Origin of the sequence: Pseudomonas sp. TR47 (genome assembly GCF_044143025.1) — a bacterium.
Lineage (GTDB): Bacteria > Pseudomonadota > Gammaproteobacteria > Pseudomonadales > Pseudomonadaceae > Aquipseudomonas > Aquipseudomonas putida_E.
Window position 1 is genome coordinate 171,269 of sequence record NZ_JBHFCS010000005.1, and the last position, 19,802, is coordinate 191,070.

At 62.7% G+C, this 19,802-nt stretch carries 23 protein-coding genes; 10 read left to right on the forward strand and 13 right to left on the reverse strand.

What is annotated here, in order from left to right:
- Window positions 1-19 precede the first annotated feature (19 nt).
- Together flgK and flgL are read left to right on the forward strand one after the other, a co-directional pair.
- On the forward strand, window positions 20-1,630 hold the full coding sequence (flgK, locus tag ACEWE8_RS07820; protein ID WP_046786937.1) for a flagellar hook-associated protein FlgK: 1,611 nt from the start codon (window positions 20-22) through the stop codon (window positions 1,628-1,630).
- 23 nt (window positions 1,631-1,653) lie between these two features.
- The gene (gene flgL / locus ACEWE8_RS07825; protein WP_046786936.1) at window positions 1,654-2,850 is read left to right on the forward strand and encodes a flagellar hook-associated protein FlgL; all 1,197 of its coding nucleotides are present in this window, start codon (window positions 1,654-1,656) and stop codon (window positions 2,848-2,850) included.
- Window positions 2,851-2,903: 53 nt separating this feature from the next.
- On the opposite strand, the gene fliR is transcribed toward flgL, so the two are convergent.
- The 13 genes from fliR to fliF form a co-directional block, all read right to left on the reverse strand.
- Window positions 2,904-3,656 carry a flagellar biosynthetic protein FliR gene (gene fliR, locus ACEWE8_RS07830; protein ID WP_223255144.1) on the reverse strand — a complete coding sequence of 251 codons (753 nt, stop codon included), beginning with the start codon at window positions 3,654-3,656 and terminating at the stop codon, window positions 2,904-2,906.
- 42 nt (window positions 3,657-3,698) lie between these two features.
- The gene (gene fliQ / locus ACEWE8_RS07835) at window positions 3,699-3,968 is read right to left on the reverse strand and encodes a flagellar biosynthesis protein FliQ (protein ID WP_046786934.1); all 270 of its coding nucleotides are present in this window, start codon (window positions 3,966-3,968) and stop codon (window positions 3,699-3,701) included.
- A 19-nt stretch (window positions 3,969-3,987) separates the two neighbouring features.
- On the reverse strand, window positions 3,988-4,737 hold the full coding sequence (fliP, locus tag ACEWE8_RS07840; RefSeq protein WP_046786933.1) for a flagellar type III secretion system pore protein FliP: 750 nt from the start codon (window positions 4,735-4,737) through the stop codon (window positions 3,988-3,990).
- Window positions 4,734-5,150 (reverse strand): flagellar biosynthetic protein FliO, encoded by a 417-nt coding sequence (gene fliO, locus ACEWE8_RS07845; RefSeq protein ID WP_046786932.1) that lies wholly within the window; start codon window positions 5,148-5,150, stop codon window positions 4,734-4,736. Before fliO ends, fliP begins: the two co-directional genes overlap by 4 nt.
- Window positions 5,147-5,599 carry a flagellar motor switch protein FliN gene (gene fliN, locus ACEWE8_RS07850; RefSeq protein ID WP_046786931.1) on the reverse strand — a complete coding sequence of 151 codons (453 nt, stop codon included), beginning with the start codon at window positions 5,597-5,599 and terminating at the stop codon, window positions 5,147-5,149. The genes fliO and fliN overlap by 4 nt, the downstream gene beginning before the upstream one ends.
- Window positions 5,592-6,671, reverse strand: a complete 1,080-nt coding sequence (gene fliM, locus ACEWE8_RS07855; RefSeq protein WP_046786930.1) for a flagellar motor switch protein FliM — start codon at window positions 6,669-6,671, stop codon at window positions 5,592-5,594. Before fliM ends, fliN begins: the two co-directional genes overlap by 8 nt.
- A 3-nt stretch (window positions 6,672-6,674) precedes the next feature.
- Window positions 6,675-7,130: a flagellar basal body-associated FliL family protein gene (locus tag ACEWE8_RS07860; protein WP_046786929.1), complete on the reverse strand. Its 456-nt coding sequence runs from the start codon at window positions 7,128-7,130 to the stop codon at window positions 6,675-6,677.
- A 122-nt stretch (window positions 7,131-7,252) separates the two neighbouring features.
- Window positions 7,253-8,563, reverse strand: coding sequence for a flagellar hook-length control protein FliK (locus ACEWE8_RS07865; protein ID WP_052750451.1), 1,311 nt, complete (start codon window positions 8,561-8,563; stop codon window positions 7,253-7,255).
- Window positions 8,564-8,570: 7 nt separating this feature from the next.
- The gene (gene fliJ, locus ACEWE8_RS07870; protein WP_046786928.1) at window positions 8,571-9,038 is read right to left on the reverse strand and encodes a flagellar export protein FliJ; all 468 of its coding nucleotides are present in this window, start codon (window positions 9,036-9,038) and stop codon (window positions 8,571-8,573) included.
- A gap of 30 nt (window positions 9,039-9,068) precedes the next feature.
- Window positions 9,069-10,499, reverse strand: coding sequence for a flagellar protein export ATPase FliI (gene fliI, locus ACEWE8_RS07875; protein WP_046786927.1), 1,431 nt, complete (start codon window positions 10,497-10,499; stop codon window positions 9,069-9,071).
- A complete protein-coding gene (locus ACEWE8_RS07880; RefSeq protein ID WP_046786926.1) occupies window positions 10,454-11,167 on the reverse strand; it encodes a flagellar assembly protein FliH in 714 nt (237 codons plus the stop codon). The genes fliI and ACEWE8_RS07880 overlap by 46 nt, the downstream gene beginning before the upstream one ends.
- On the reverse strand, window positions 11,160-12,158 hold the full coding sequence (gene fliG, locus ACEWE8_RS07885; RefSeq protein WP_046786925.1) for a flagellar motor switch protein FliG: 999 nt from the start codon (window positions 12,156-12,158) through the stop codon (window positions 11,160-11,162). Before fliG ends, ACEWE8_RS07880 begins: the two co-directional genes overlap by 8 nt.
- Window positions 12,151-13,872: a flagellar basal-body MS-ring/collar protein FliF gene (gene fliF, locus ACEWE8_RS07890; protein ID WP_046787072.1), complete on the reverse strand. Its 1,722-nt coding sequence runs from the start codon at window positions 13,870-13,872 to the stop codon at window positions 12,151-12,153. Before fliF ends, fliG begins: the two co-directional genes overlap by 8 nt.
- A gap of 250 nt (window positions 13,873-14,122) precedes the next feature.
- Between fliF and fliE the strand changes: the two genes are divergently transcribed.
- The 8 genes from fliE to motB all read left to right on the forward strand — a co-directional run bounded on the left by fliE (window position 14,123) and on the right by motB (window position 19,798).
- The gene (gene fliE, locus ACEWE8_RS07895) at window positions 14,123-14,440 is read left to right on the forward strand and encodes a flagellar hook-basal body complex protein FliE (RefSeq protein ID WP_046786924.1); all 318 of its coding nucleotides are present in this window, start codon (window positions 14,123-14,125) and stop codon (window positions 14,438-14,440) included.
- Between the two features lie 95 nt (window positions 14,441-14,535).
- The gene (gene fliD, locus ACEWE8_RS07900) at window positions 14,536-15,933 is read left to right on the forward strand and encodes a flagellar filament capping protein FliD (protein WP_046786923.1); all 1,398 of its coding nucleotides are present in this window, start codon (window positions 14,536-14,538) and stop codon (window positions 15,931-15,933) included.
- Between the two features lie 24 nt (window positions 15,934-15,957).
- Window positions 15,958-16,353 carry a flagellar export chaperone FliS gene (fliS, locus tag ACEWE8_RS07905; protein WP_046786922.1) on the forward strand — a complete coding sequence of 132 codons (396 nt, stop codon included), beginning with the start codon at window positions 15,958-15,960 and terminating at the stop codon, window positions 16,351-16,353.
- 8 nt (window positions 16,354-16,361) lie between these two features.
- Complete coding sequence (locus tag ACEWE8_RS07910; RefSeq protein WP_046786921.1) at window positions 16,362-16,727, forward strand: flagellar protein FliT; 366 nt, start codon at window positions 16,362-16,364, stop codon at window positions 16,725-16,727.
- A gap of 319 nt (window positions 16,728-17,046) precedes the next feature.
- Window positions 17,047-17,382, forward strand: a complete 336-nt coding sequence (gene flhD, locus ACEWE8_RS07915; protein WP_046786920.1) for a flagellar transcriptional regulator FlhD — start codon at window positions 17,047-17,049, stop codon at window positions 17,380-17,382.
- Between the two features lie 3 nt (window positions 17,383-17,385).
- A complete protein-coding gene (flhC, locus tag ACEWE8_RS07920; protein ID WP_046786919.1) occupies window positions 17,386-17,952 on the forward strand; it encodes a flagellar transcriptional regulator FlhC in 567 nt (188 codons plus the stop codon).
- A gap of 95 nt (window positions 17,953-18,047) precedes the next feature.
- The gene (motA, locus tag ACEWE8_RS07925; RefSeq protein ID WP_046786918.1) at window positions 18,048-18,926 is read left to right on the forward strand and encodes a flagellar motor stator protein MotA; all 879 of its coding nucleotides are present in this window, start codon (window positions 18,048-18,050) and stop codon (window positions 18,924-18,926) included.
- Complete coding sequence (motB, locus tag ACEWE8_RS07930; protein WP_046786917.1) at window positions 18,923-19,798, forward strand: flagellar motor protein MotB; 876 nt, start codon at window positions 18,923-18,925, stop codon at window positions 19,796-19,798. The genes motA and motB overlap by 4 nt, the downstream gene beginning before the upstream one ends.
- The last annotated feature ends 4 nt before the right edge of the window (window positions 19,799-19,802 follow it).

A 19,802-nucleotide genomic window follows, 5' to 3' on the forward strand; every position in this document is an offset into this window, starting at 1 on the left:
GTAGCCCAGGAGCTTTTCGATGAGCATCATCTCCATTGGCGTCAGCGGCCTCTCGGCGGCCCAGATCGCCCTTGCCACCAGCAGCAACAACACGACCAACGCCTATACCGACGGCTATACCCGCCAGGTCGCCAGTTTCACCGAGTCTGCCTCCGGCAGCGGCGTGCAGGTATCGAGCGTCGACCGCCAGTACAACCAGTTTGTCACCACCCAGCTCAACAGCTCCACCAGTGCAGAAAGCGCGCTGTCCACCTACCAGACCGAGGTCGATCAGATCGACAGCCTGCTGGCCGACAGCGATGCAAGTCTGGATAGCCTGCTGCAAAGTTTCTTCTCGGCCATCCAGACCTTGACCTCAGATGCCAGTGACACGGCCGCACGGGAAGAAGTGGTGGGTGCGGCAGAAACACTGGCCAGCCAGTTCAACCAGCTGGGTAGCTACCTTTCAGCGATGTCGGACGACGTGAACGAGCAGATCGACGATCAGGTCACTCAGATCAACGACCTGAGCGCGCAGATCGCGACCCTCAACGAACAGATCAGCCTGTCCGGGTCGCTCGGCAGCACCTCGAACGACCTGCTCGACCAGCGCGACCTGCTGGTCAGCCAGCTCAGCGAACTGGTGGCGGTAGACGTCACCGTGCAGGACAACGGCAGCTACACGGTATCGCTCAGCAATGGCCTGGCGCTGGTCTCTGCGGGCGACAGCTTCGAACTGACCACCGGTGCCTCCGCCAGCGACCCGAGCGAAGCGTCCATCAGCTATGTCGATGCCGCCGGCAACAGCGTGACGCTGGACGACAGCGTGCTCGACAGTGGCTCGCTCGGCGGCCTGCTGTCATTTCGCGATACCACCCTGGCCGACACCCAGAACCAGTTGGGCCTGATGGCCGTGTCGCTGACCCAGGCCTTCAATACCCTGCAGGCGCAGGGCGTTGACCTCAACGGCGATACCGGCACGGCATTCTTCTCGGTGGCCGACCCGCTGGTATACGGCGACACCGGCAATACCGGCGACGCCACCCTCAGCGCCAGCTTCGGCGATGATGTCAGCGCCCTCACGGCCAGTGATTACACGGTGACCTGGTCCGACAGCGACGGCTTCACCGTCACCCGCAATGACACCGGCGCCAGCGTCGAGGCAAGCTACGACAGCAGCAGCGCGACCCTGAGTTTCGCCGGCATGGACCTTACCGTCAGCGGCACCGCCGAGGACGGCGACAGCTTCCTGGTGCAACCTACCCGCAACGCAGCCAGCAGCTTCACCACGCTGGTTAGTGAGGGCGAGCAGATTGCCGCCGGTACCTCCAGCGGCAGCAGTGACAACACCAATGCACTGGCGATGCTCGACCTGCAAACCAGCGATATCGTCGGCGGCAGTGCAACGCTCAGCGAAACCTACGCATCGCTGGTGAGCGACGTGGGCAGCACCGCAACGCGCGTCGCCGCGCAGCTGGAAACCCAATCGGCGCTGACCGAACAGCTGACCACCCTGCAGCAGTCTGAGTCGGGCGTGAACCTTGATGAGGAAGCGGCCAACCTCATCGTCTACCAGCAGTACTACCAGGCCTGCGCGAAGATCGTCGAAGTGGGCACCACAGTCCTCGACACCATCCTCGACATCAGCTGATTGCCCCCAAAGGAGAGCCCGGCATGCGCCTGAGCAGTGCGACCATCTACAACCAGAACCTCAACTCCATGCTCGCCCAGCAGAGCCAGTACCAGGAGGCGGCCCTGGAGGTATCCAGCGGTACCCGCGTGGTAAACCCCTCGGATGACTCCCTGGCAGCGGCACAAGCGGTCACCGTGCGCCAGTCGATTGCGGCAAACGAGCAGTACGCCGATTCGCGGGCGGCCATCACCACGGCGCTGTCCCAGGAAGAAAGCACCCTGGACAGCATCAATGACGCCATCACCAGCGCCATGAGCCTGGTGGTTGAGGCCGGCAACGGGACCCTCAGCGACGCTGACCGAGAATCGCTGGCCACCTCCCTGCAAGGGGTCTACGACACACTTGTCACCTTGGCCAACAGCACCGACAGTAATGGCAACTACCTGTTTTCCGGCTACCAGAGCCAAAGCCCGGCGTTTGCCGAGAACGCCGATGGCGAGCTGGTTTACCAGGGTGATGACAATGTGGTCTCGCAGCAGGTCAGTGCTACCCAGAGCATGGCCAGCGGCGACAATGGCGCGGCGATCTTCCTTTCGGTTAGCAGCTCCGCCGGTTTCATTGCCGAAGCAGGCGACAACACCGGCACATTGACCTTCGACGGCCCGGATGTCGCCGACACCAGCGCGGCCAACTATGGCGATGCATTCACCCTGACCTTCAGCGTCGCCGACGATGGCAGCACCCAGTACAGCATCGACGGCCAGGACCCGATCAGCTACACCGACGGTGAAACCCTGGAGGTCAATGGCCTGAGCCTGACACTCAGTGGCACACCCGCCGAAGGTGACAGCTTGACGGTCAGTGCTGCTGCCGATGCCGACCCCGACGTGTTCGCCACGCTGCAGAACCTGATCAGCGCCTTGCAGACGCCGGTGGAGGACGAGGCGGACCAGGCGGCCCTGAGCAACACCCTGTCCACCGCCAGCCGAGAGCTGAGCAATGCCCAGGACAATGTGCTCACCGTCCTCACCTCGGTCGGCACGCGCCTGGGCCAGGTGGAAGTGCTCGATACCATTGGCGACGACCTGGCCCTCAGTTACACCGAGCGGCTCTCCGGGCTGGTGGACGCCGACTACACCGAGTCCATCTCCCGCTACGTGACGCTGCAGGTATCGATGCAAGCGGCTCAGCAGACATTCGCCAGCGTGCAGCAGCTGTCACTCTTCGAGTACATCTGAGCGCTTGCGTAAAACCACAGTGGCGGCCTGCTTCGCACGAAAAACCCGGCGTATCAGGCATGCCCGAGCTGGCCGATCAAGGCCTGCATGAACTGCAGGGCCTGCTGCAACAAGCCCGCAAGGAACTGCCCCAGGTCGCCGACCAGTACCGTCAGCAGCAGCATGCCGACGAACAAGGTTGCCGGAAAGCCGACTGAAAACACTGTGAGCTGCGGGGCGACGCGGTTGAGGATACCCATCGCCAGGTTGATGATCAGCAAGGCCCCGACCATGGGCAACGCCAGCAGCAGGCCAGTCAGGAAGATGCTGCCGCCATGGCGTGCCAGCATGTTCCAGCCCTGGGGGTTGAAACCGAAGTGGCCGATCGGCAATTGGCTGAACGTATTGGCCAGCAGTTCCAGCACCATCAGGTGGCCGCCCAGGGCGAGGAACATCAGGATGGTCACCAGGCTGAGAAAGCGCGACAGCACCTGGCTGTTGGTGCCAGTGTCGGCGGAAAAGAACGACGCGAAGGCCAACCCCATCTGCATGCCACAAATGTCGCCCGCCATTTCCACCGCCGCCAAGGCGATGCGCATGACCATGCCCAGCGACATGCCGATCAGCAGCTGCTCGACGATCACCCCCAGCCCTGCCCAGGAAAACAGGGCGATATCGGGCATCGGCGGCAGGTTGGGTGCCAGCAGGAAGGCCAGCAGCAACGCCAACCCGACCTTCACCTGGCTGGGGACATTCTTGTGGCCCAGGATAGGGTCACTCATGAAAAACGCCAGCAGCCTGCAGAACGGCCAGAAAAACGCGCTCACCCAAAGCTGCAACTGATCCCAGCCGACCTCGATCAACTGCGCTCAACCCACCAGCGTCGGCAGGCTGGTGAACAGCGCCCGCGTGTAATCGACCAGCAGCTCCATCAGCATGGGCCCTGCGAGAATCAGCACCAGGCATACCCCAGCGATCTTGGGAATGAAAGACAGGGTGGACTCGTTGATCTGTGTCGCTGCCTGGAACAGGCTCACCAACAGGCCGATGCACAAGGTAACCAATAACAGCGGCGCCGCTATCGTCATGCTCAGGCGCATGCCCTTGTAGGCAAGGTCCATCACCATTTCCGGGGTCATCAAGGCACTCCTCGCAGGCTCATACCGGGTAGAAACTCTGGGCCAGGGAACCCAGCAGCAATTGCCAGCCATCCACCAGCACGAACAACATCAACTTGAAGGGCAAGGAAATGGTCGACGGTGGCACCATCATCATCCCCAGCGCCATCAGCACACTGGCCACCAGCAGGTCGATGATCAGAAACGGGATGAAGATGGTGAAGCCTGCCTGGAAGGCGGTCTTCAGTTCGCTGGTGACGAACGCTGGTAGCAGCACCCGCATGGGCACATCTTCCGGGCCCTTGAGATCATCGATGCGCGCCAGGCGGACATAGAGCGCAAGGTCAGCCTGGCGGGTCTGCGCCAACATGAAGGTACGGAAAGGCTGGCTGGCCTCATCGAGAAACTGCTCAACCCCCATCTGGTCCTGGGAAAAAGGCACCCAGGCTTTCTGATAAGCCTGCTCCAGCGTGGGCGACATGACGAAAAAGGTCAGGAACAGTGCCAGGCCCAGCAACACCTGATTGGGCGGAGCACTGGTGGTGCCGATGGCGGTGCGCAGCAAGCCAAGCACAATGATGATACGGGTGAAGCCGGTCATCATCAGCAGCACCGCCGGCAAAAAGGCCATGGCACTGAGCAGCATCAAGGTTTGCAGGCTCAGCGACCATTTCTCGCCACCGGCCTGCCCGGTGAATCCGGACAACCCCTGCATTGCCGGTGCCGCCTCGGCGACCGGCAGCAGCACCAGCAACAGTAGCGGCAACAAGACCAGGCGCGCCGTCCTCATGGTCGGTTCTGCGGGTCGCGCAACCCACCCTGCTTCAAGGCGTCCATCAGACGCAGGGCAAAACCACGTGCAGCGGGCTCCACCGCCGCTTCGGTGCCAGCCACCGGCGCCTCCAGCTCTGACAGGCAGGCGACGTGCTGAGCCGTCACACCCAGCACCAACCAGCGCCCACGCACCTGGACCACCACCACTTTCTCGCGCTGCCCCAGGCGGGTGCTGGCAACGATGTGCACGACCTTTTCCGGCGACGACACACGGGTGCCAAGCCGCGATACCAACCAGCCACACAGCAGCACACAGGCCATCACCAGCCCCAACGCGAAGGCTGTTTTGCCAAGCAGGCTCAGCCCGACCAGGTTGTCAGCCGGCACCCCAAGGCTGGCGGGCACTGCAAGCGCGGTCGCGGTGCTCATCGATTGAGCTTCTGCACGCGCTCGGAGGGCGTGATGATTTCGGTGATGCGAATGCCGTAGCGGTCATCCACGACCACCACTTCGCCCTGAGCGACCAGGTAACTGTTGATCAGAATGTCCATGGGCTCACCCGCCAGGCCATCGAGGGCCAACACCGAGCCCTGAGCCAGCTCCAGCAATTGCTTGATGGTGATGCGCGTGCGCCCCAACTCGACGCTCAGCTTCACCGGGATGTCCATGATCATTTCCAGCTCGCGCGGCGATGCCAGCCCAGGGGCTGTGCCCAACGGCTTGAAGATGACGTTGTCCGCCGGGGCTGGCTTCGCCTCATGCTGCTCGGCCAATGCCGTGGCCCAAGGGTCTTGAGCATCATCACCCGCGCCTTGCTCGGCCAGGGCACTGGCCCACTCGTCGTCTTCGTGCGCTTCAGGCTTGTTCGGGTCACTCATGATCGGGTTCCTTGGCTTTGGGCAGGTGGCCCTTGATGAATCGGCTGGAATTGGGCGACTTGCCGATGGAGTGATCGATCAACTCCTTCACCAGCAAGGCGCGGGAGCCGTTGTAACTGCCGAACTCACAGGTCATGACCGGCACGCCGTCGACGCGCACCTTGACGCTTTCGGGCAGGTCGATGGGCAGCACGTCCCCCACTTTCAGTTCCATGACCTGCCCCAGGCGTGCCTGCACCTCGACGAAGTCGGCTATCAGGTCAACCTGCGAATGGGTTATCTCGTCCGCCATGCGCCGGTTCCATTGGCGCTCCTCCTCCGGGTCGGCATCGGTCAGCGGGCCACTGAGCAGTTGGCGCATCGGCTCGATCATCAGGTAGGGGATGACGATGTTGAAATCGCTTGAAAGATTGCCGACCTCCAGGTGGAACGTGGCGTTGACCACGATCTCGTTGGGCGAGCCGGTGATGTTGGCGAACTTGGCCTGCATTTCCGAACGCAGGTAGTCGATCTCCAAGGGGTAAACCGACTTCCAGGCATCGCTGTAGGCATCCACCGTCAGCCCGAGCAAGCGTCGAATGATGCGCAGCTCAGTGTTGGTGAACTCGCGCCCCTCAGACTTGGTCACGAAGCGACCATCGCCACCGAACAGGTTGTCCACCACCATGAACACTACGCTTGGCGGGAATACCACCAGCGCGGTACCGCGCAGCGGCTTCATCGACAGCAAATTGATGTTGGAAGGCATTGGCAAGTGCAGGGAGAACTCGCTGAAGCTCTGGTAGCCAATGCCTTTGAAGGTGATATCCACGTTGCGCCGGATCAGGTTGAACAGGCTCATGCGGAAATAACGGGCGAAACGGCCGTTGATGATGTCCAGGGTGTGCAAGCGTTCCTGGATCACTCGGTGCTGAGTCGCCGGGTCGTAGCGGCGCACCTGCTCCTCGGGGTGCGGGTAGCCGTCCGGGAAATCCAGGCCGTCGTCATCGCCGATACCGGAGGTGTCCAGATCGTCACCACCGCGCAGCAGCATGTCGATCTCTTCTTGAGAGAGCATGTCGTTGGTAGACATGGCTTACTGCACGATGAAGTCGGTGTAGAGCACGCCGAGCAATGCAGCATCTGGCTGCTCGGTACTCAGGGCACGGCGCAGCAGCTCGAGTATGCGTGCCGCCAACGCTTTTTTACCCTCTGGCGTAGACAGCGCTGTGCTGTCCTGCCCACTCAATACGGTCAGCAGCTGGCTGCGGATTTTCGGCATATACAGCTCCAGCAACTTGCGGGTCGCTTCATTGCCCACTTCCAGGTTGAAGCCCACGTAGAGCATGGCCGGCTCATCATTGGCGCTGTGCAGGTTGACGGTCATGGGGGCGACGTTCACCAGCAGCAGTACCGCAGGAGCCGTGCGGGTCGCTTGGGTATGGGCCCGCTCACGCATCACGTAGGTGTACACACCCGCAGAACTGGCAGCGGCGGCAACCAGGGCCAATGGAATGAACCAGAGCCAGATTTTCTTGGTGGTAGTGGGCATGGACAGCTGCCTTGGGAATGGGAAAGCGTTTCGAAAGGGCGCAAGTATGCCCACCAGGCGCCCCGTGCCATGGGCTGATTAGCGAGGGTTTAGGGCGTTAACTTGCGGCTTTGCAGGGGGCTTCACAGGTACAGGTCGACCCCTGCGCCGGAATGGGTTGTCTGAGGCGCCTGTACCGTTGCGCTGGCCTGGGCTACCCGCGGGGCGCGCGCCTCGCCACCGCTGCCTGGCGGCTCCCGCCGCGGCTGTTCACCCGCAGCCTGACGGGACGCACCATCGTTGACCGATGTTTCGCCAAGGCTCAGGCCCTGGGCTGCCAAAGCACCCTGCAACTGCGGCAGCGCTTGCTCAACAGCCGCGCGCACCGACGCGTGGGCAGACTGGAACTGCGCCTGGATGCCACCCTCGCTGACACTGAGGCTGATCGACAGCGGCCCGAGATCGGCTGGATGCAACTGCATGTCAACCTGCTGCTCCCCACGCCGGACCATACCGATCACCTGCTGGCCCAAGTCGTCCTGCCAGGCGTCGGTGCCCAGCGTCGTGGTAATGGATGATGCAGCGCCATCGCTGGCTGGGCTGACGATGCTTCCCACCACGCTGGAATTCGATGCCGGGATGCCTGATAGCGAAGGCTGCTCCCAATTGGCTGGCGCAGAGACGGAGCCGTCACCCTGGACGCGGCCAACACCTTCGCTTGGTGCTTCAGCCGCCGGCGCGAGCTCGGCCGGGTTGTCTACACCCTCACTTGCCTGCGCCTCTAAGGGCTGCGTAGCGCTCTGCAGCCATTGCAGTTCGGTGGCCTGCCCCGGGTCATCCGCAACACCGAAGCCAGATGCCGCTTCTGCGCTTGCGGCAGGCGCCTGCACCCACGCCACCGCAGGCGTGAGGGCGAGCATGCCAGAGGCCATTTGGCCGGCGCTGTCGATCAGGTCCAGGCGCTGACGGATCGCGTCCAGCGAATCCGCCGATTGTGGCGTGTCATCATCGGCGACATCGCCCTGCTCCTTGCTGCCCCCCGGGGCTGCAGCCGGGGCCTTGATATCCAAAGGCTGCACCTCGCCATCGGCGACGCTCTCAGCCCCGCTTTCGTCGACCGCGGCTACTGCCGGCGTGGCCTCAGGTTCAGCCTGCACCGCCGCTCTGATGACCTGCTCGTTAGCGGGCGCAGCGCTCGCTTGCAGCTCAAGCGCCGCCCCCTCAACCGTCGACGTCAGGCCGTCATTGCCGGCGGCAGTCAGGGGCTGGGCAGGGGCGGCACCCGGTGCCGGCACCAAAGGCCCTGGGGCAGCGGCTCCGGTGCCGGCCTCGCTGATTTCGGCCTGCTGCAGAGCAACAGCGAAAGCTCCAGGTTCGCTGTCGCCGACACTGTCGCCGCCTGCGGCCTGCAGTGATACCGCAGGCGCAGGGGATATGGCGGTGATGATGTCCATGGTGTTTTCAGAATCCACTGTCGAGGGGTGAGGCAAATTGCCCGGCCTGGCGCGAGCGGCCAGCCAGTTCATCGGTACGCCTCTGTTCGGCGCGCCCGGCAAGCAGCCGGCCATGCTCCACACGGCGGGCCAGCAGCGTTTCCAGGGCATTGACCTTGCGCCAGGCCTGCCGCCAGGTGTCCTGGTGTTGGGCCAGTTGGGCGCGGTGGCGGTTCAAGTTACCCTCTGCCCGCTCGATAGCCCCTTCCAGCGACTTGAGGAAGCCGCGGTAGTTGGCCAGCGTAGAGGGGCTCATGCCGGCACCGGCCAACTCCTGCTGCAGGCCTTGGCGATACTCGCGCTGATACTGGTCCAACAGGCGCAGCTGTTCGGTCATCTGCTGCTCTGCGCGGCGGCTCTGGGCCAGCGCATTGGCCGCGGTCTCGCGGCTGCGCTCGGTGAGTTCGATGAGCAGCTGGAGTGACTCATGGGCCATGGGTGCATGCCTGCCTTAGCGTGGTTGCGGTCATTTGCCGGGGAACAGCAAGTTGAGCCCGGCAAGCGTGTCTTGCATCGATGTACGCTCGTGGGTCTGCTGCTGCAGGAAGCGTTCGATGTGCGGATACAACGCCACGGCGCGGTCGAGCTGGGCATCGTGGCCCGGCGCATAGGCGCCCACGCTGATCAGGTCGCGATTGCGCTGGTAATGCGACACGGCCTGCTTGAGCTTCTGTGCCTTGCGCTGCTGAGATTCACTGACGATCGCGCTCATCGCACGGCTGATCGACGCTTCGATATCGATCGCAGGGTAATGGCCGCTCTCGGCCAACTGGCGCGACAGCACCAGGTGACCATCCAGAATCGCCCGCGCCGAATCGGCAATCGGGTCCTGCTGGTCGTCGCCCTCGCTGAGCACCGTGTAGAACGCGGTAATCGAGCCACCACCGCGTGGCCCGTTACCGGCACGCTCGACCAGTTTGGGCAGTTTGGCGAACACCGAAGGCGGGTAACCTTTGGTCGCCGGCGGTTCACCGAGCGCCAGGGCGATTTCGCGCTGGGCCATGGCGTAGCGGGTCAGCGAATCCATGATCAACAGTACATCCTTGCCCTGGTCGCGGAAATCTTCCGCCAGGCGGGTCGCATACAGTGCCCCCTGCAAGCGTTGCAGCGGCGAAGCATCGGCCGGCGCCGCCACCACCACCGAGCGGCGCAGCCCGTCTTCGCCGAGAATGTTGTCGATGAAATCCTGCACTTCACGGCCACGCTCACCGATCAGCCCGACCACCACCACATCGGCCTGGGTGTAGCGCGCCATCATGCCCAGCAACACCGATTTACCTACCCCGGACCCGGCGAACAGCCCCAGGCGCTGCCCCCTGCCGACGCTTAGCAGGGCATTGATGGCGCGAATACCGACATCGATCTGCCGATCGATCGGCGCGCGTTGCAGTGGGTTGATCGGCTGGCCATGCAGGCTGGCGCGCTGCGTGCTTTGCAGCGCCCCTTTGCCGTCCAGTGGGTTACCGCTGCTATCGAGCACTCGCCCGAGCAACGCCATGCCCAACGGCACCGGGCGCACGCCATCGCTGGCCCCCGGCTCGTCGGCCAGGGCGAAGAACCGGGCGCCCGACTGCAACCCGTGAATTTCTTCAAGCGGCATCAAGTACAGCACTTCCCCGGCAAAGCCGATCACCTCGGCCTCGGCATAGTCGGCAGCCACCCCACCCCTGGCCGGGCTCAGTTCGATACGACAGCCAGCCCCCAGCGGCAGGCGCAAGCCAACTGCTTCCAGGACGATGCCGGTGGCACGAACGATGCGACCGCTGCGGCGGTAATCTGGCACCCGCAGCGCGTCACCGGCCAAGGCCTCGAGCCCTCGGCCCCAACGCTGCAAGTGGGGGTTGTCGGTTTTCACGATGATGCGCCCGGCGCCACGCTGATCGAATCGAGCAGCCATTGGCCGTTGCGCTCGAACAGGTCCCTGCGGGTCTGGCAGGTGGCATCCAGCTCTCCTGTCGCGCTCGATACACGGCAACCACCCGGCAGCACCGAACGATCCTCCTGCACACTCCAGCCAGCGGCATCGAGCTCATCACTCAGGCAGCGCTGCACCCAGGGCAGGTCATCGGGGCTGAGGCTGAGTGCCGGCTTGCCGGTAAGCGCGGGTTCACAGACCAGCATTTCACGCACCAGCACCTGCACCTGTTCGGGCTGTACCGCGAGCGCTTTGCCGGCCAGACGCCCGGCAAGGTCGATTGCCACCTGCCCCAGGCGCGCGGCGACCATGCCATCCACTTCGCGCATCGCTTCGTCGAAGCTCAGGCACAAGGCCCGCAGAGGCTCGAGCACGTCTTTGGCCTGCTGGCGCAGCTCCTCGGCGGCCGCTGCCCTGCCCTCGGCCAGCCCCTGGGCATAACCCAGTTCCTTGCCCTCGGCATGGCCCGCCTGCTGTGCGTCGGCCAGTGTCCGCTCACGCAACTGCTGCAACGCCAGCCGCTGCTCGACAGCCCGCCTGCGCGCCTGCTCACGGCGGGCGGCGGCGGGCTCGCCACTGGGCGGCTCGTCATTGCCCAGCGGCGCCATCTGCCATGGCTGCCAGTGCCCTTGTGGCATCGGCTCAGACATAAGCGTCGTCACCCCGTGCGGTCACCATGTCGCCGGTTTCGGAAAGGCGCCGTACGACCTGCAAGATCGACTTCTGCTCTGTTTCGATCTGCGACATGCGAATCGGGCCACGGGCCTCCATGTCCTCAAGGAACAATGTTGACGCACGTTGCGACATGTTGCGCATGAAACGGTCGAGCAGCGGCGCCGACGCTCCTTTGAGCGCAACGGCCAGCGAGTTGCTGTCGATGTTCTGCAGCAATGTCTGGATGCTGCGGTCGTCGACATCGGCGAGGTTCTCGAACAGGAACATCTCGTCGAGGGTCTTCTGCGCCAGGTCGGCACTGTAGTTGCGCAGGTTGTCGATGGCCGAGGACTCCTGGCTGGAGGCCATCAGGTTGAGGATCTCGGCCGCCGCCTTCACCCCGCCCATCTTGCTGCGCTTGAGGCTCTGACCATCGAGCATGCCACCCAGTACCTCGGTCAGTTCGTGCAGCGCCACCGGCTGTACGCCACTGAAGGTGGCGATGCGCAGGATGATGTCATTGCGCAGCCGCTCGGTCAGCAGTTGAAGAATCGCAGAGGCCTGGTGGCGCTCCAGATGCACAAGGATGGTGGCGACGATCTGCGGATGCTCGTCGCGGATCATCTCCGCCACCATCTGCGCCTCCATCAGGTTGAGCTTGTCGATACCCGAGACGGTATTGGAGGTTTCCAGGATATCGTCGATCAGGCTGGCGGCACGCTCGCTGCCCAAGGCCTTGGTGAGCACTGCGCGGATATGGTCGCTGCTCTGGATATTGATGGCCGCGTACTGCTCGGTCTCGTCCATGAAATCCGCCAGCACCTGGCGCATTTCCTCATGGGATACCTGGCTCAGCCCCGCCATTTCGCGGCTGATGTTCTCTACCTCCAGCCCTGGAAGAAACTTGAACACCTCGGCCGCACTGTCGGCATCCAGCGATAGCAGCAAGATGGCGCTGCGCCGTGCCCCACTGATCTTGTTAGTCATTGTTCTTCATCCAACCGCGCACGATCATGGCGACCAGGCGCGGATCTTCGCTGGCAAGCCGCTTCAGGCTCTCCATGTTCTGTTCATAAAGCGCCGACTTGCGAGGCAGCGCCGGGCGCGCGAGGCCGTCATTGCCGGTGATCAAGGCGTCAGCTGGGGATTTTGCCGGCATCAGGTCCAAGTCATCCTCGGACAAGTCCATCAGGTGCTTGCGCTGTGCTTGCGCGCGCTGCTGCATCGGTTTGATCACCCGTTGCCACAGCACAAAGGCAACGACGGCCACCAGCAAGTAGCGCAGAGCGCTCATTGCCAGGTTGTAGGCCTCGGGGGTACGCCACCACGGCAGCTCCCCTGCTTGTACATCCTCGTCGACGAAGGGGCTGTTGATCACCTGCACGGTATCACCACGGCTTTCGGTAAAGCCCATGGCCTGGCGCACCAGGTCGTTGATGCCGGCCAGCTCCTCCTTGCTCAACGGCTCACTGGTGGGGGCGCCATCTTTGAGTACGGTGCGGTAATTGACCACGACCGCCGCCGCCAGGCGCTGGATGTTGCCCAGGCTCGACTTGACGTGCTCGACATCACGATCGACCTCGTAGTTGACCATGCGCTCGGTTTGCAGCGACTTGCCGGGCTCCCCACCAGTAGCGGCGGTACTGCTGCCGGCTGTCGCATTCGGCTGCGCTGGTGCCGGTGCAGTGGCGCGGGTCGGTGCGGGTGTATTGGGCGGTGAATTGGTCAGTGCGCCAGGCACGCCACGGCCGGCGTCGCTGCCTTGCAGCATGCGCTCGGAGGTCTGCTGACTGCGTACCGAAGCCGCTTTCGATTCCTGGTTGGGCGCGTAGCGTTCGGCCGTGCTCTCGCGGGTCGAGAAGTCCATTTGCGCGACGACCCGCGCATGGACATTACGGCTGCCGAGCAAAGGTGTAAGGATTTCCTCTATTCGGCGCTGGTAGGTGCGCTCTACTTCGCCCACATAGTCCAGTTTGGCATCGTCAAGCCCGTCACTGGAATGGCTGCGCGACAGCAAACGGCCGTTCTGGTCGACCACCGTCACGCCATCCACTGCCAGCTCGGGCACGCTGGAAGTCACCAGGTGAATGATTGCGCTGACCTGCCCCTGGCCCAGTTCACGGCCAGGCTGCAGGGCCAGTGCGACCGATGCGCGGGCGGCTTCGCGGTCACGGGCGAACACCGAGTCCTTGGCCATCACCAAATGTACTCGAGCATGGGCCACCGGCCCGAGGGATTCGATGGTACGCGCCAGCTCACCTTCCAGCCCACGCTGGTAATTGAGGTGTTCGGCAAACTGGCTGATGCCAAAAGCTTGCTTGTCCAGCAGCTCGAAGCCAACACTGCCCGCTTTTGGCAGGCCTTGCTCGGCCAGTTGCAGGCGCAGTGCATTCATCCGCTCGGCGGGCACCATGATGGTATGCCCACCCTCGCCCAGCCGGTAAGGCACGCCGCGCTTGTCCAGCTCACCAATGACCTGGCCACCATCAGCCTCACCCAGGTTGGAGAACAGCACCCGGTACTCCGGCTCCTGCGCCCACAGCAGCAGCCCGACCAGTAGCGTCACAGCTGCGGCGCCGGCCAGCATCAGCGGCAGCAGTGGCCGGCCACGCAGCACCGCGGTCAACGCATCCAGGGAACGGACCGGCGTGGCGATCGGCAGGTTTTTTTTCGTGCCCTTGGCCTGGGCAGCAGTTGTCACGAACACCTCGAAGCTGGGGTTCTGGCCGGAAAGAGGGGCATTACAGAGTCCGCTGGCAGTGGTAATCGACCCGCGGTCCGTCGGCCGGTTGGCAAAGGGGTCCAGGCGGGATTGGCTCAGCGTCATTGTCGCCAGGCTGCTCGCCGGCAAAGGGCAGAAAAGCCCGTAGTTTTACGGTCAATTGGGCCGATTCCTACAGACTCAGGCTTGCTAACCTGCCGCGTATTCGCCAGCCACGAGCCACTGCGCCATGACCACTCAAGCCCTTGCCGATGCCTTGCAACAGTTGAGCAGCCTCGCCGAACAGGCGCAGGGCGGTAGCGCCAACAGGCTGAGCCAGGCCGCCGGGAGCTTTGCTGGCGAGCTGCAGGCCTCACTGCAGCGCATCAACCAGCTGCAACAAACCGCGAGCAGCCGGACCAATGCGTTTCAGGCGGGCAGCAGCGAAGTGTCACTGGTCGATGTAATGGCCGACTCGCAGAAGGCCAGCGTCGCCTTCCAGATGGGCGTCCAGGTGCGCAATCGCCTGCTCACTGCCTATAAGGATGTGATGGCCATGCAGGTTTGAGACATGCGTCACACATTTTTAGGGTAATGCCTTAAAGACGCAGTCATCGCTTGCCGATGTTGCGCCCAGACGCGCACATCAGGACGGACCAGCACATGACCACCACCACCAGCTCCACAGCAAGCATTACCAGCCTCGGCGTAGGGTCGGGGCTTGATCTGGAAAGCATCCTGGAGAGCCTGGAGGAATCGAAGACCACAAGCCTGCTGGACCCGATCACCGCTCAGGAAGAGTCTGTCGAAGCCGAAATCTCGGCCTATGGCACCTTGACCAGCGCACTCGACACGCTGCAGTCAGCCGCCGAAGCACTGGCCGACGCCAGCCTGTACGAGTCTCTGAGCACCAGCATTTCGGGCAGCGGCGTGGCGGTGACCACCAGCAGCGAGGCTGTGGCCGGCACCTACAGCATCGAGGTGACCCAGCTTGCCCAAGCCCAAAGCCTGGCAACCGATGGCATCAGCGATACGACCACGGCCCTGGGCACTGGCACGCTGACATTGCAGGCGGGCAGCAATGATGCAGTGTCCATCACCCTCGACAGCAGCAACAACACCCTGGAAGGCCTGCGCGATGTCATCAATGATGCCGACGCCGGCATCACCGCGACCATCGTCAGCGACGGCAGCGACAGCCCCTACCGCCTGGTGCTGACGTCCGACAGCACCGGCACCGAAGCGGCCATGACAGTCAGCTACAGCAGCAGCGACAGCAGTGACCTGGCCGCCTCCCTGTTCGGCTATGCCGACGGCACGGGCAACATGACCGAGACGGTGGCGGCACAGGATGCCGAACTCACCATCAACGGCATCGCCATCACCAGCCAGAGCAACACGGTGGAAGAAGCCCTGCAGGGCGTCACACTGACCCTGAGCGACACCGGCAGCTCACAGACACTGACCATCACCCGCGATACCGACTCGATCGAAAGCGCCATCACCGCATTCGTCGATGCCTACAACGACTTCGTCACCACGGTGGACGAACTTACCGCCTATGACGCCGATGCCGGCACCAGTGGCGAGCTGCTGGGCGACTCCACCACCCGTCGTATCAGCACGGAGCTGGCCAGCGACATCTACACGCAGATTGGCAGCGGCACGTTCAGCTACCTCTCGCAGCTGGGTATTGCCCTGGAATCGGACGGCACGCTGTCGATCGATGAAGACACGCTGGCAAGCGCCCTGGAGGACAACATCGACGCGGTGTCCGAATTTTTCATCGGCAGCGATGGCAGCTCAGGCTTCATCACCCGCATGACCGAAGACCTGGACAACTACCTGGATGAAGACACCGGCCTGATCCCGGCCAAGACAGACAGCCTGGACAACAAGCTCGATCAACTCGAAGAACGCTACGACGAAAAGCAGGCGCTGATCGATTCCGAAATGGAGCGCTGGCGCGAACAGTTCACCGAGCTGGATACGCTGATCTCCACGCTGAACTCCACCGCCGATTACCTCACCGAACAATTCGAGGCTCTCAACAGTGATTAATGTGTCAACGACGGAGCATGCAGGATGATGTCATCACACGATGCCAGCGCCTATGCCAGGGTCGGCCTGGAAAGCGCCATCCTGGCCGCTTCGCCGCATCAGCGCATCAGCCTGCTGTTCGACCAGTACCAGGCGGCGCTGCGCCTGGCGAAACTGCACATGCAGGCGGGCAACACACCCGAAAAGGGCAAGGCGATCACCCGGGCGATCAACATCGTCACCCGCGGCCTGCGCGCTTCGCTGGACCTGGAGCAAGGCGGCAGCATCGCCCGGCAACTGGACGAACTCTATGACTTCGTTGTGCGCCTGCTGTTACGCGCCAACCTTGAAAACAACGAAGAATCGCTCAATGCCGCCGCCAATTTGCTGGGCACTATCGCCTCGGCCTGGACCGCGATCGGCCCGCAAACCGAGGATTAACGGTAGTTATGCTGCAAGCACAAGTTATCGCTGCCTACGAAGGGCTGCTTGAGCAATCGCGACGCATGCTGACGTGCGCGGAAAATGCCGATTGGGACGGTATTTTCGCACTAAAGTCGCAGGGCCTTATCGATGCCGCCAGCCTGCGCCGCGCCGAAAGTCAGGCCGAACTCGATGAGGCCGGGCAACTGCGCAAACTTGAACTAATCACTGAAATAGTGGCGCTGGACAGCCAAGTAAGCCGCTTTCTACAAGCCCGGCAGAACCACCTTGGCGAACTCATGCAAGTGGGCCGGCAAAAGAACGATCTTGATAATGCGTACCGCGTCACAGGCGGCAAGGTGCTATCGTTGAGCCATCGCTTGTGCCAGTAGGTACATTCCGCCATCATAAGCAAGCTAACTAATGCAACATTCTGGTGTAAAAATCAGTGCCTTCAAGAGCACGAAAAATAACCGGGAAAAAGTCTGCCCCTTTCTGTTATCGGTCGACACGCTTGATAGTTTAGGAAAAATTTCTCGATGCTCCAAACGGAGCACACCACTGCTCAACACATTGATAAGCCGAAAAAACCAGGCCACCCAAACGCTCGCACCAACGGCTTCGAACGTGTTCGGGCCCGCACCAGGCGTGGTTGGCAAAAAGGTTTTACGGGGTATCGGGGCGTAGCAACTTTTGAAGGAGGGGAGAACGGTGCCGCACACCAATAGCTACCTTGCAGACATTCAGGAACTCAACCTTTCCTATCTGCTGCTGGCGCAGAACATGTTGCGCAAAGATCGTGAAGTCGCGATCTTTCGCCTGAAACTCAGCGAGAACATGGCGGACTTGCTGACCGGGCTGAGCAGCAAACAGATGACCCAACTGTCAAGGATCAACCAACTGATCTGCCGGCCCATCTTCGAAGAAGCCGATCGTATTTCGAAGGCACTGGAAAACTCACGCGAACTGGGCATGGTTGAAATCCACACTTCCCTGCTGATGGCGGCTGCCGACCGTTCAGATGGCATGCACAGCAGCGGCGTCTGAGCCATGTCGGAGAAAAGTCTGGTCACCGAGATGCAGCAGGTACAGCTGGCCATCGAGCTGATCCAACTGGGGGCTCGCCTGCAGGTGGTAGAGACGGAAACGTCGCTCACCCGCGGGCGGCTCATCCGGCTGTACAAGGAAGTACGTGGAGCCCCGCCGCCCAAAGGCATGCTGCCTTTTTCAACAGACTGGTTCGTGACCTGGCTGCCGAACATCCATTCCTCGCTGTTCTACAACATCTACCGCAGCATGCTGGAGATAGGCGGCCACCGGATCGATGCCTTCATCAAGGCCTACCGGCTGTACATGGAACATGCCAGCGATACCGACGGCGAGCGGGTGCTGGGGCTGACCCGCGCCTGGACGCTGGTGCGCTTCGTCGAGAACGGCATGCTTGAGCAGATTCGTTGCTCCTGCTGCTCAGGGGCGTTCATCACCCACTCCTATTCACCAACGCAGAACTATGTCTGTGGCATCTGCCAACCACCCTCGCGTGCAGGCAAGACCTTGAAACGCCGCGAGGTCGAGCCCGATACCCTCGATAACCTGCGCCCGGCCAGCCAGCGCTGACCGGGCTTTACCCCTTCCCAGACAAGTTCTTTCAAGTCACCTCTCGTCGTTGCCGATCTTCAGCGAACATTCACTGGAAGCTGAGGAGCGGCGACGTGCTCATTTTTTTAGGTCTATTCGTGGCACTGGCCTCGTCACTGGGTGGCTTCGTGCTGTCCGGTGGCAGCCTGGGGCCGCTGTACCAACCCACCGAGCTGCTGATGATCGTCGGCGCCGCGCTGGGCGCCTTCATCGCCGCCAACAACGGCAAGGCCATCCGCGCCACCTTCGGCGCGATCTCGACATTCAAGCGCAGCACCGGCTACGACAAGGCGTTCTACCTGGACCTGCTGGGCATGCTGTACAACCTGCTCAACAAGGCGCGCAGAGAGAGCCTGCTGGCCATCGAGCGGGACATCGACGACCCGCAGCAGAGCCCAGTGTTTTCCCAGTATCCACAACTGCTGAATGACCCGTTGCTGCTGAACTTCGTCGTCGACTACCTGCGCCTGCTCATCAGCCTGTCACTACAGGCCCACGAACTCGATGAGCTGATGCAGCACGAGATCGAGGAATTCGAGAACGAGGCCCATCTGCCCGCCGATGCGTTGTACAAGATCAGTGACGGTTTGCCCGCCTTCGGCATCGTTGCCGCCGTGCTCGGGGTGGTCAAGGCCCTGAGCGCTGTGAACGTGGGCCCCGACATGATGGGGCAGATGATCGCCCACGCCCTGGTAGGCACCTTCCTCGGCATCTACCTGGCCTACGGCGTCGTCGCGCCGCTGGCCAGCCGCATCGAACGGCAAACGGCCGAGTCCACCAAGATGCTGCACTGCCTGCGCGTGACCTTGCTGGCCCATGTGAAGGGCATTCCCCCGCAACTGTCGGTGGAGTTCGGGCGCAAGGCCTTGCACAGCGAGGAAAGGCCCAGTGCCGATGAGCTGGAGAACCATGTGCGAGGGGGGATCGGGCAGCCGAGCCCGGCAACGGCATGAGTGACCAGCCGATCATCGTCCGGCGCAGGAAAAAGGCGGCCAGGGGGCACCATGGCGGTGCCTGGAAGATCGCTTTCGCCGACTTCATGACCGCATTGATGGCGCTGTTCCTGGTGCTTTGGGTGCTCTCCAACGCCGGCAAAGGCGACAAGGACGCCATCGCCCAATACTTCAGCACGCCTTTGCTGGTAGCCCTGAGCAAGGGAGACAAGAATTCCGCCAGCACCAGCGCCATACCCGGCGGCGGTACCGACGCCAGCCTGTCCGAGGGTGAAATGGCTCGCAAGGCGAGGCGCCCAACCCGCCTGTCGAGCGAGGAGCGGCGCCACCTTCAGGCCCTCAAACAGCGGCTGGAAGATGCCGTGGAGCGTGACCCCAAGCTGCGCGACCTGAAACAGCAGATCGCCATCGAGCTAAGCCCGGAAGGCCTGCGCGTGCAACTGCTCGATACCGACAAGAGGCCCATGTTCGAGCTGGGCAGTGCAAGGGTAGCGCCCTACATGAGCCAGCTGTTGCGCACGTTCGCACCGGTGCTCAATGAGTTGCGCAACCGCATCCAGATCAGTGGCCACACCGACAGCCATCCCTATCCGGGGGGCGAGGCCACCTACAGCAACTGGGACCTGTCTGCTGACCGCGCCAAAGCCTCCCGCCAAGAGCTGGTGGCCGGTGGCCTGGACCCGGACAAACTGCTGCGGGTTTCCGGCATGTCCGACCGTATCCGCTTTCCCGGCGCGGGCCCGTTCGACGCGACCAACCGGCGAATCGAGATCATCGTGCTCGACAGCCAGGTCGCGAAGCGCATCCTCAACCAGGACGAATTCGGCACCCAGCCGCTGCCCCCCGAGCAGCCTGGACAAACGCCACAATAGCGGG

Bases quoted from the DNA above. Each gene is read 5' to 3' on its own strand.
- flgK (WP_046786937.1), top strand. From the start codon at position 20: ATGAGCATCATCTCCATTGGCGTCAGCGGCCTCTCGGCGGCCCAGATC.
- flgL (WP_046786936.1), top strand. From the start codon at position 1,654: ATGCGCCTGAGCAGTGCGACCATCTACAACCAGAACCTCAACTCCATG.
- fliQ (WP_046786934.1), bottom strand. From the start codon at position 3,968: ATGACCCCGGAAATGGTGATGGACCTTGCCTACAAGGGCATGCGCCTG.
- fliP (WP_046786933.1), bottom strand. From the start codon at position 4,737: ATGAGGACGGCGCGCCTGGTCTTGTTGCCGCTACTGTTGCTGGTGCTG.
- fliO (WP_046786932.1), bottom strand. From the start codon at position 5,150: ATGAGCACCGCGACCGCGCTTGCAGTGCCCGCCAGCCTTGGGGTGCCG.
- fliN (WP_046786931.1), bottom strand. From the start codon at position 5,599: ATGAGTGACCCGAACAAGCCTGAAGCGCACGAAGACGACGAGTGGGCC.
- fliM (WP_046786930.1), bottom strand. From the start codon at position 6,671: ATGTCTACCAACGACATGCTCTCTCAAGAAGAGATCGACATGCTGCTG.
- ACEWE8_RS07860 (WP_046786929.1), bottom strand. From the start codon at position 7,130: ATGCCCACTACCACCAAGAAAATCTGGCTCTGGTTCATTCCATTGGCC.
- ACEWE8_RS07865 (WP_052750451.1), bottom strand. From the start codon at position 8,563: ATGGACATCATCACCGCCATATCCCCTGCGCCTGCGGTATCACTGCAG.
- fliJ (WP_046786928.1), bottom strand. From the start codon at position 9,038: ATGGCCCATGAGTCACTCCAGCTGCTCATCGAACTCACCGAGCGCAGC.
- fliI (WP_046786927.1), bottom strand. From the start codon at position 10,499: ATGGCTGCTCGATTCGATCAGCGTGGCGCCGGGCGCATCATCGTGAAA.
- ACEWE8_RS07880 (WP_046786926.1), bottom strand. From the start codon at position 11,167: ATGTCTGAGCCGATGCCACAAGGGCACTGGCAGCCATGGCAGATGGCG.
- fliG (WP_046786925.1), bottom strand. From the start codon at position 12,158: ATGACTAACAAGATCAGTGGGGCACGGCGCAGCGCCATCTTGCTGCTA.
- fliE (WP_046786924.1), top strand. From the start codon at position 14,123: ATGACCACTCAAGCCCTTGCCGATGCCTTGCAACAGTTGAGCAGCCTC.
- fliD (WP_046786923.1), top strand. From the start codon at position 14,536: ATGACCACCACCACCAGCTCCACAGCAAGCATTACCAGCCTCGGCGTA.
- fliS (WP_046786922.1), top strand. From the start codon at position 15,958: ATGATGTCATCACACGATGCCAGCGCCTATGCCAGGGTCGGCCTGGAA.
- ACEWE8_RS07910 (WP_046786921.1), top strand. From the start codon at position 16,362: ATGCTGCAAGCACAAGTTATCGCTGCCTACGAAGGGCTGCTTGAGCAA.
- flhC (WP_046786919.1), top strand. From the start codon at position 17,386: ATGTCGGAGAAAAGTCTGGTCACCGAGATGCAGCAGGTACAGCTGGCC.
- motB (WP_046786917.1), top strand. From the start codon at position 18,923: ATGAGTGACCAGCCGATCATCGTCCGGCGCAGGAAAAAGGCGGCCAGG.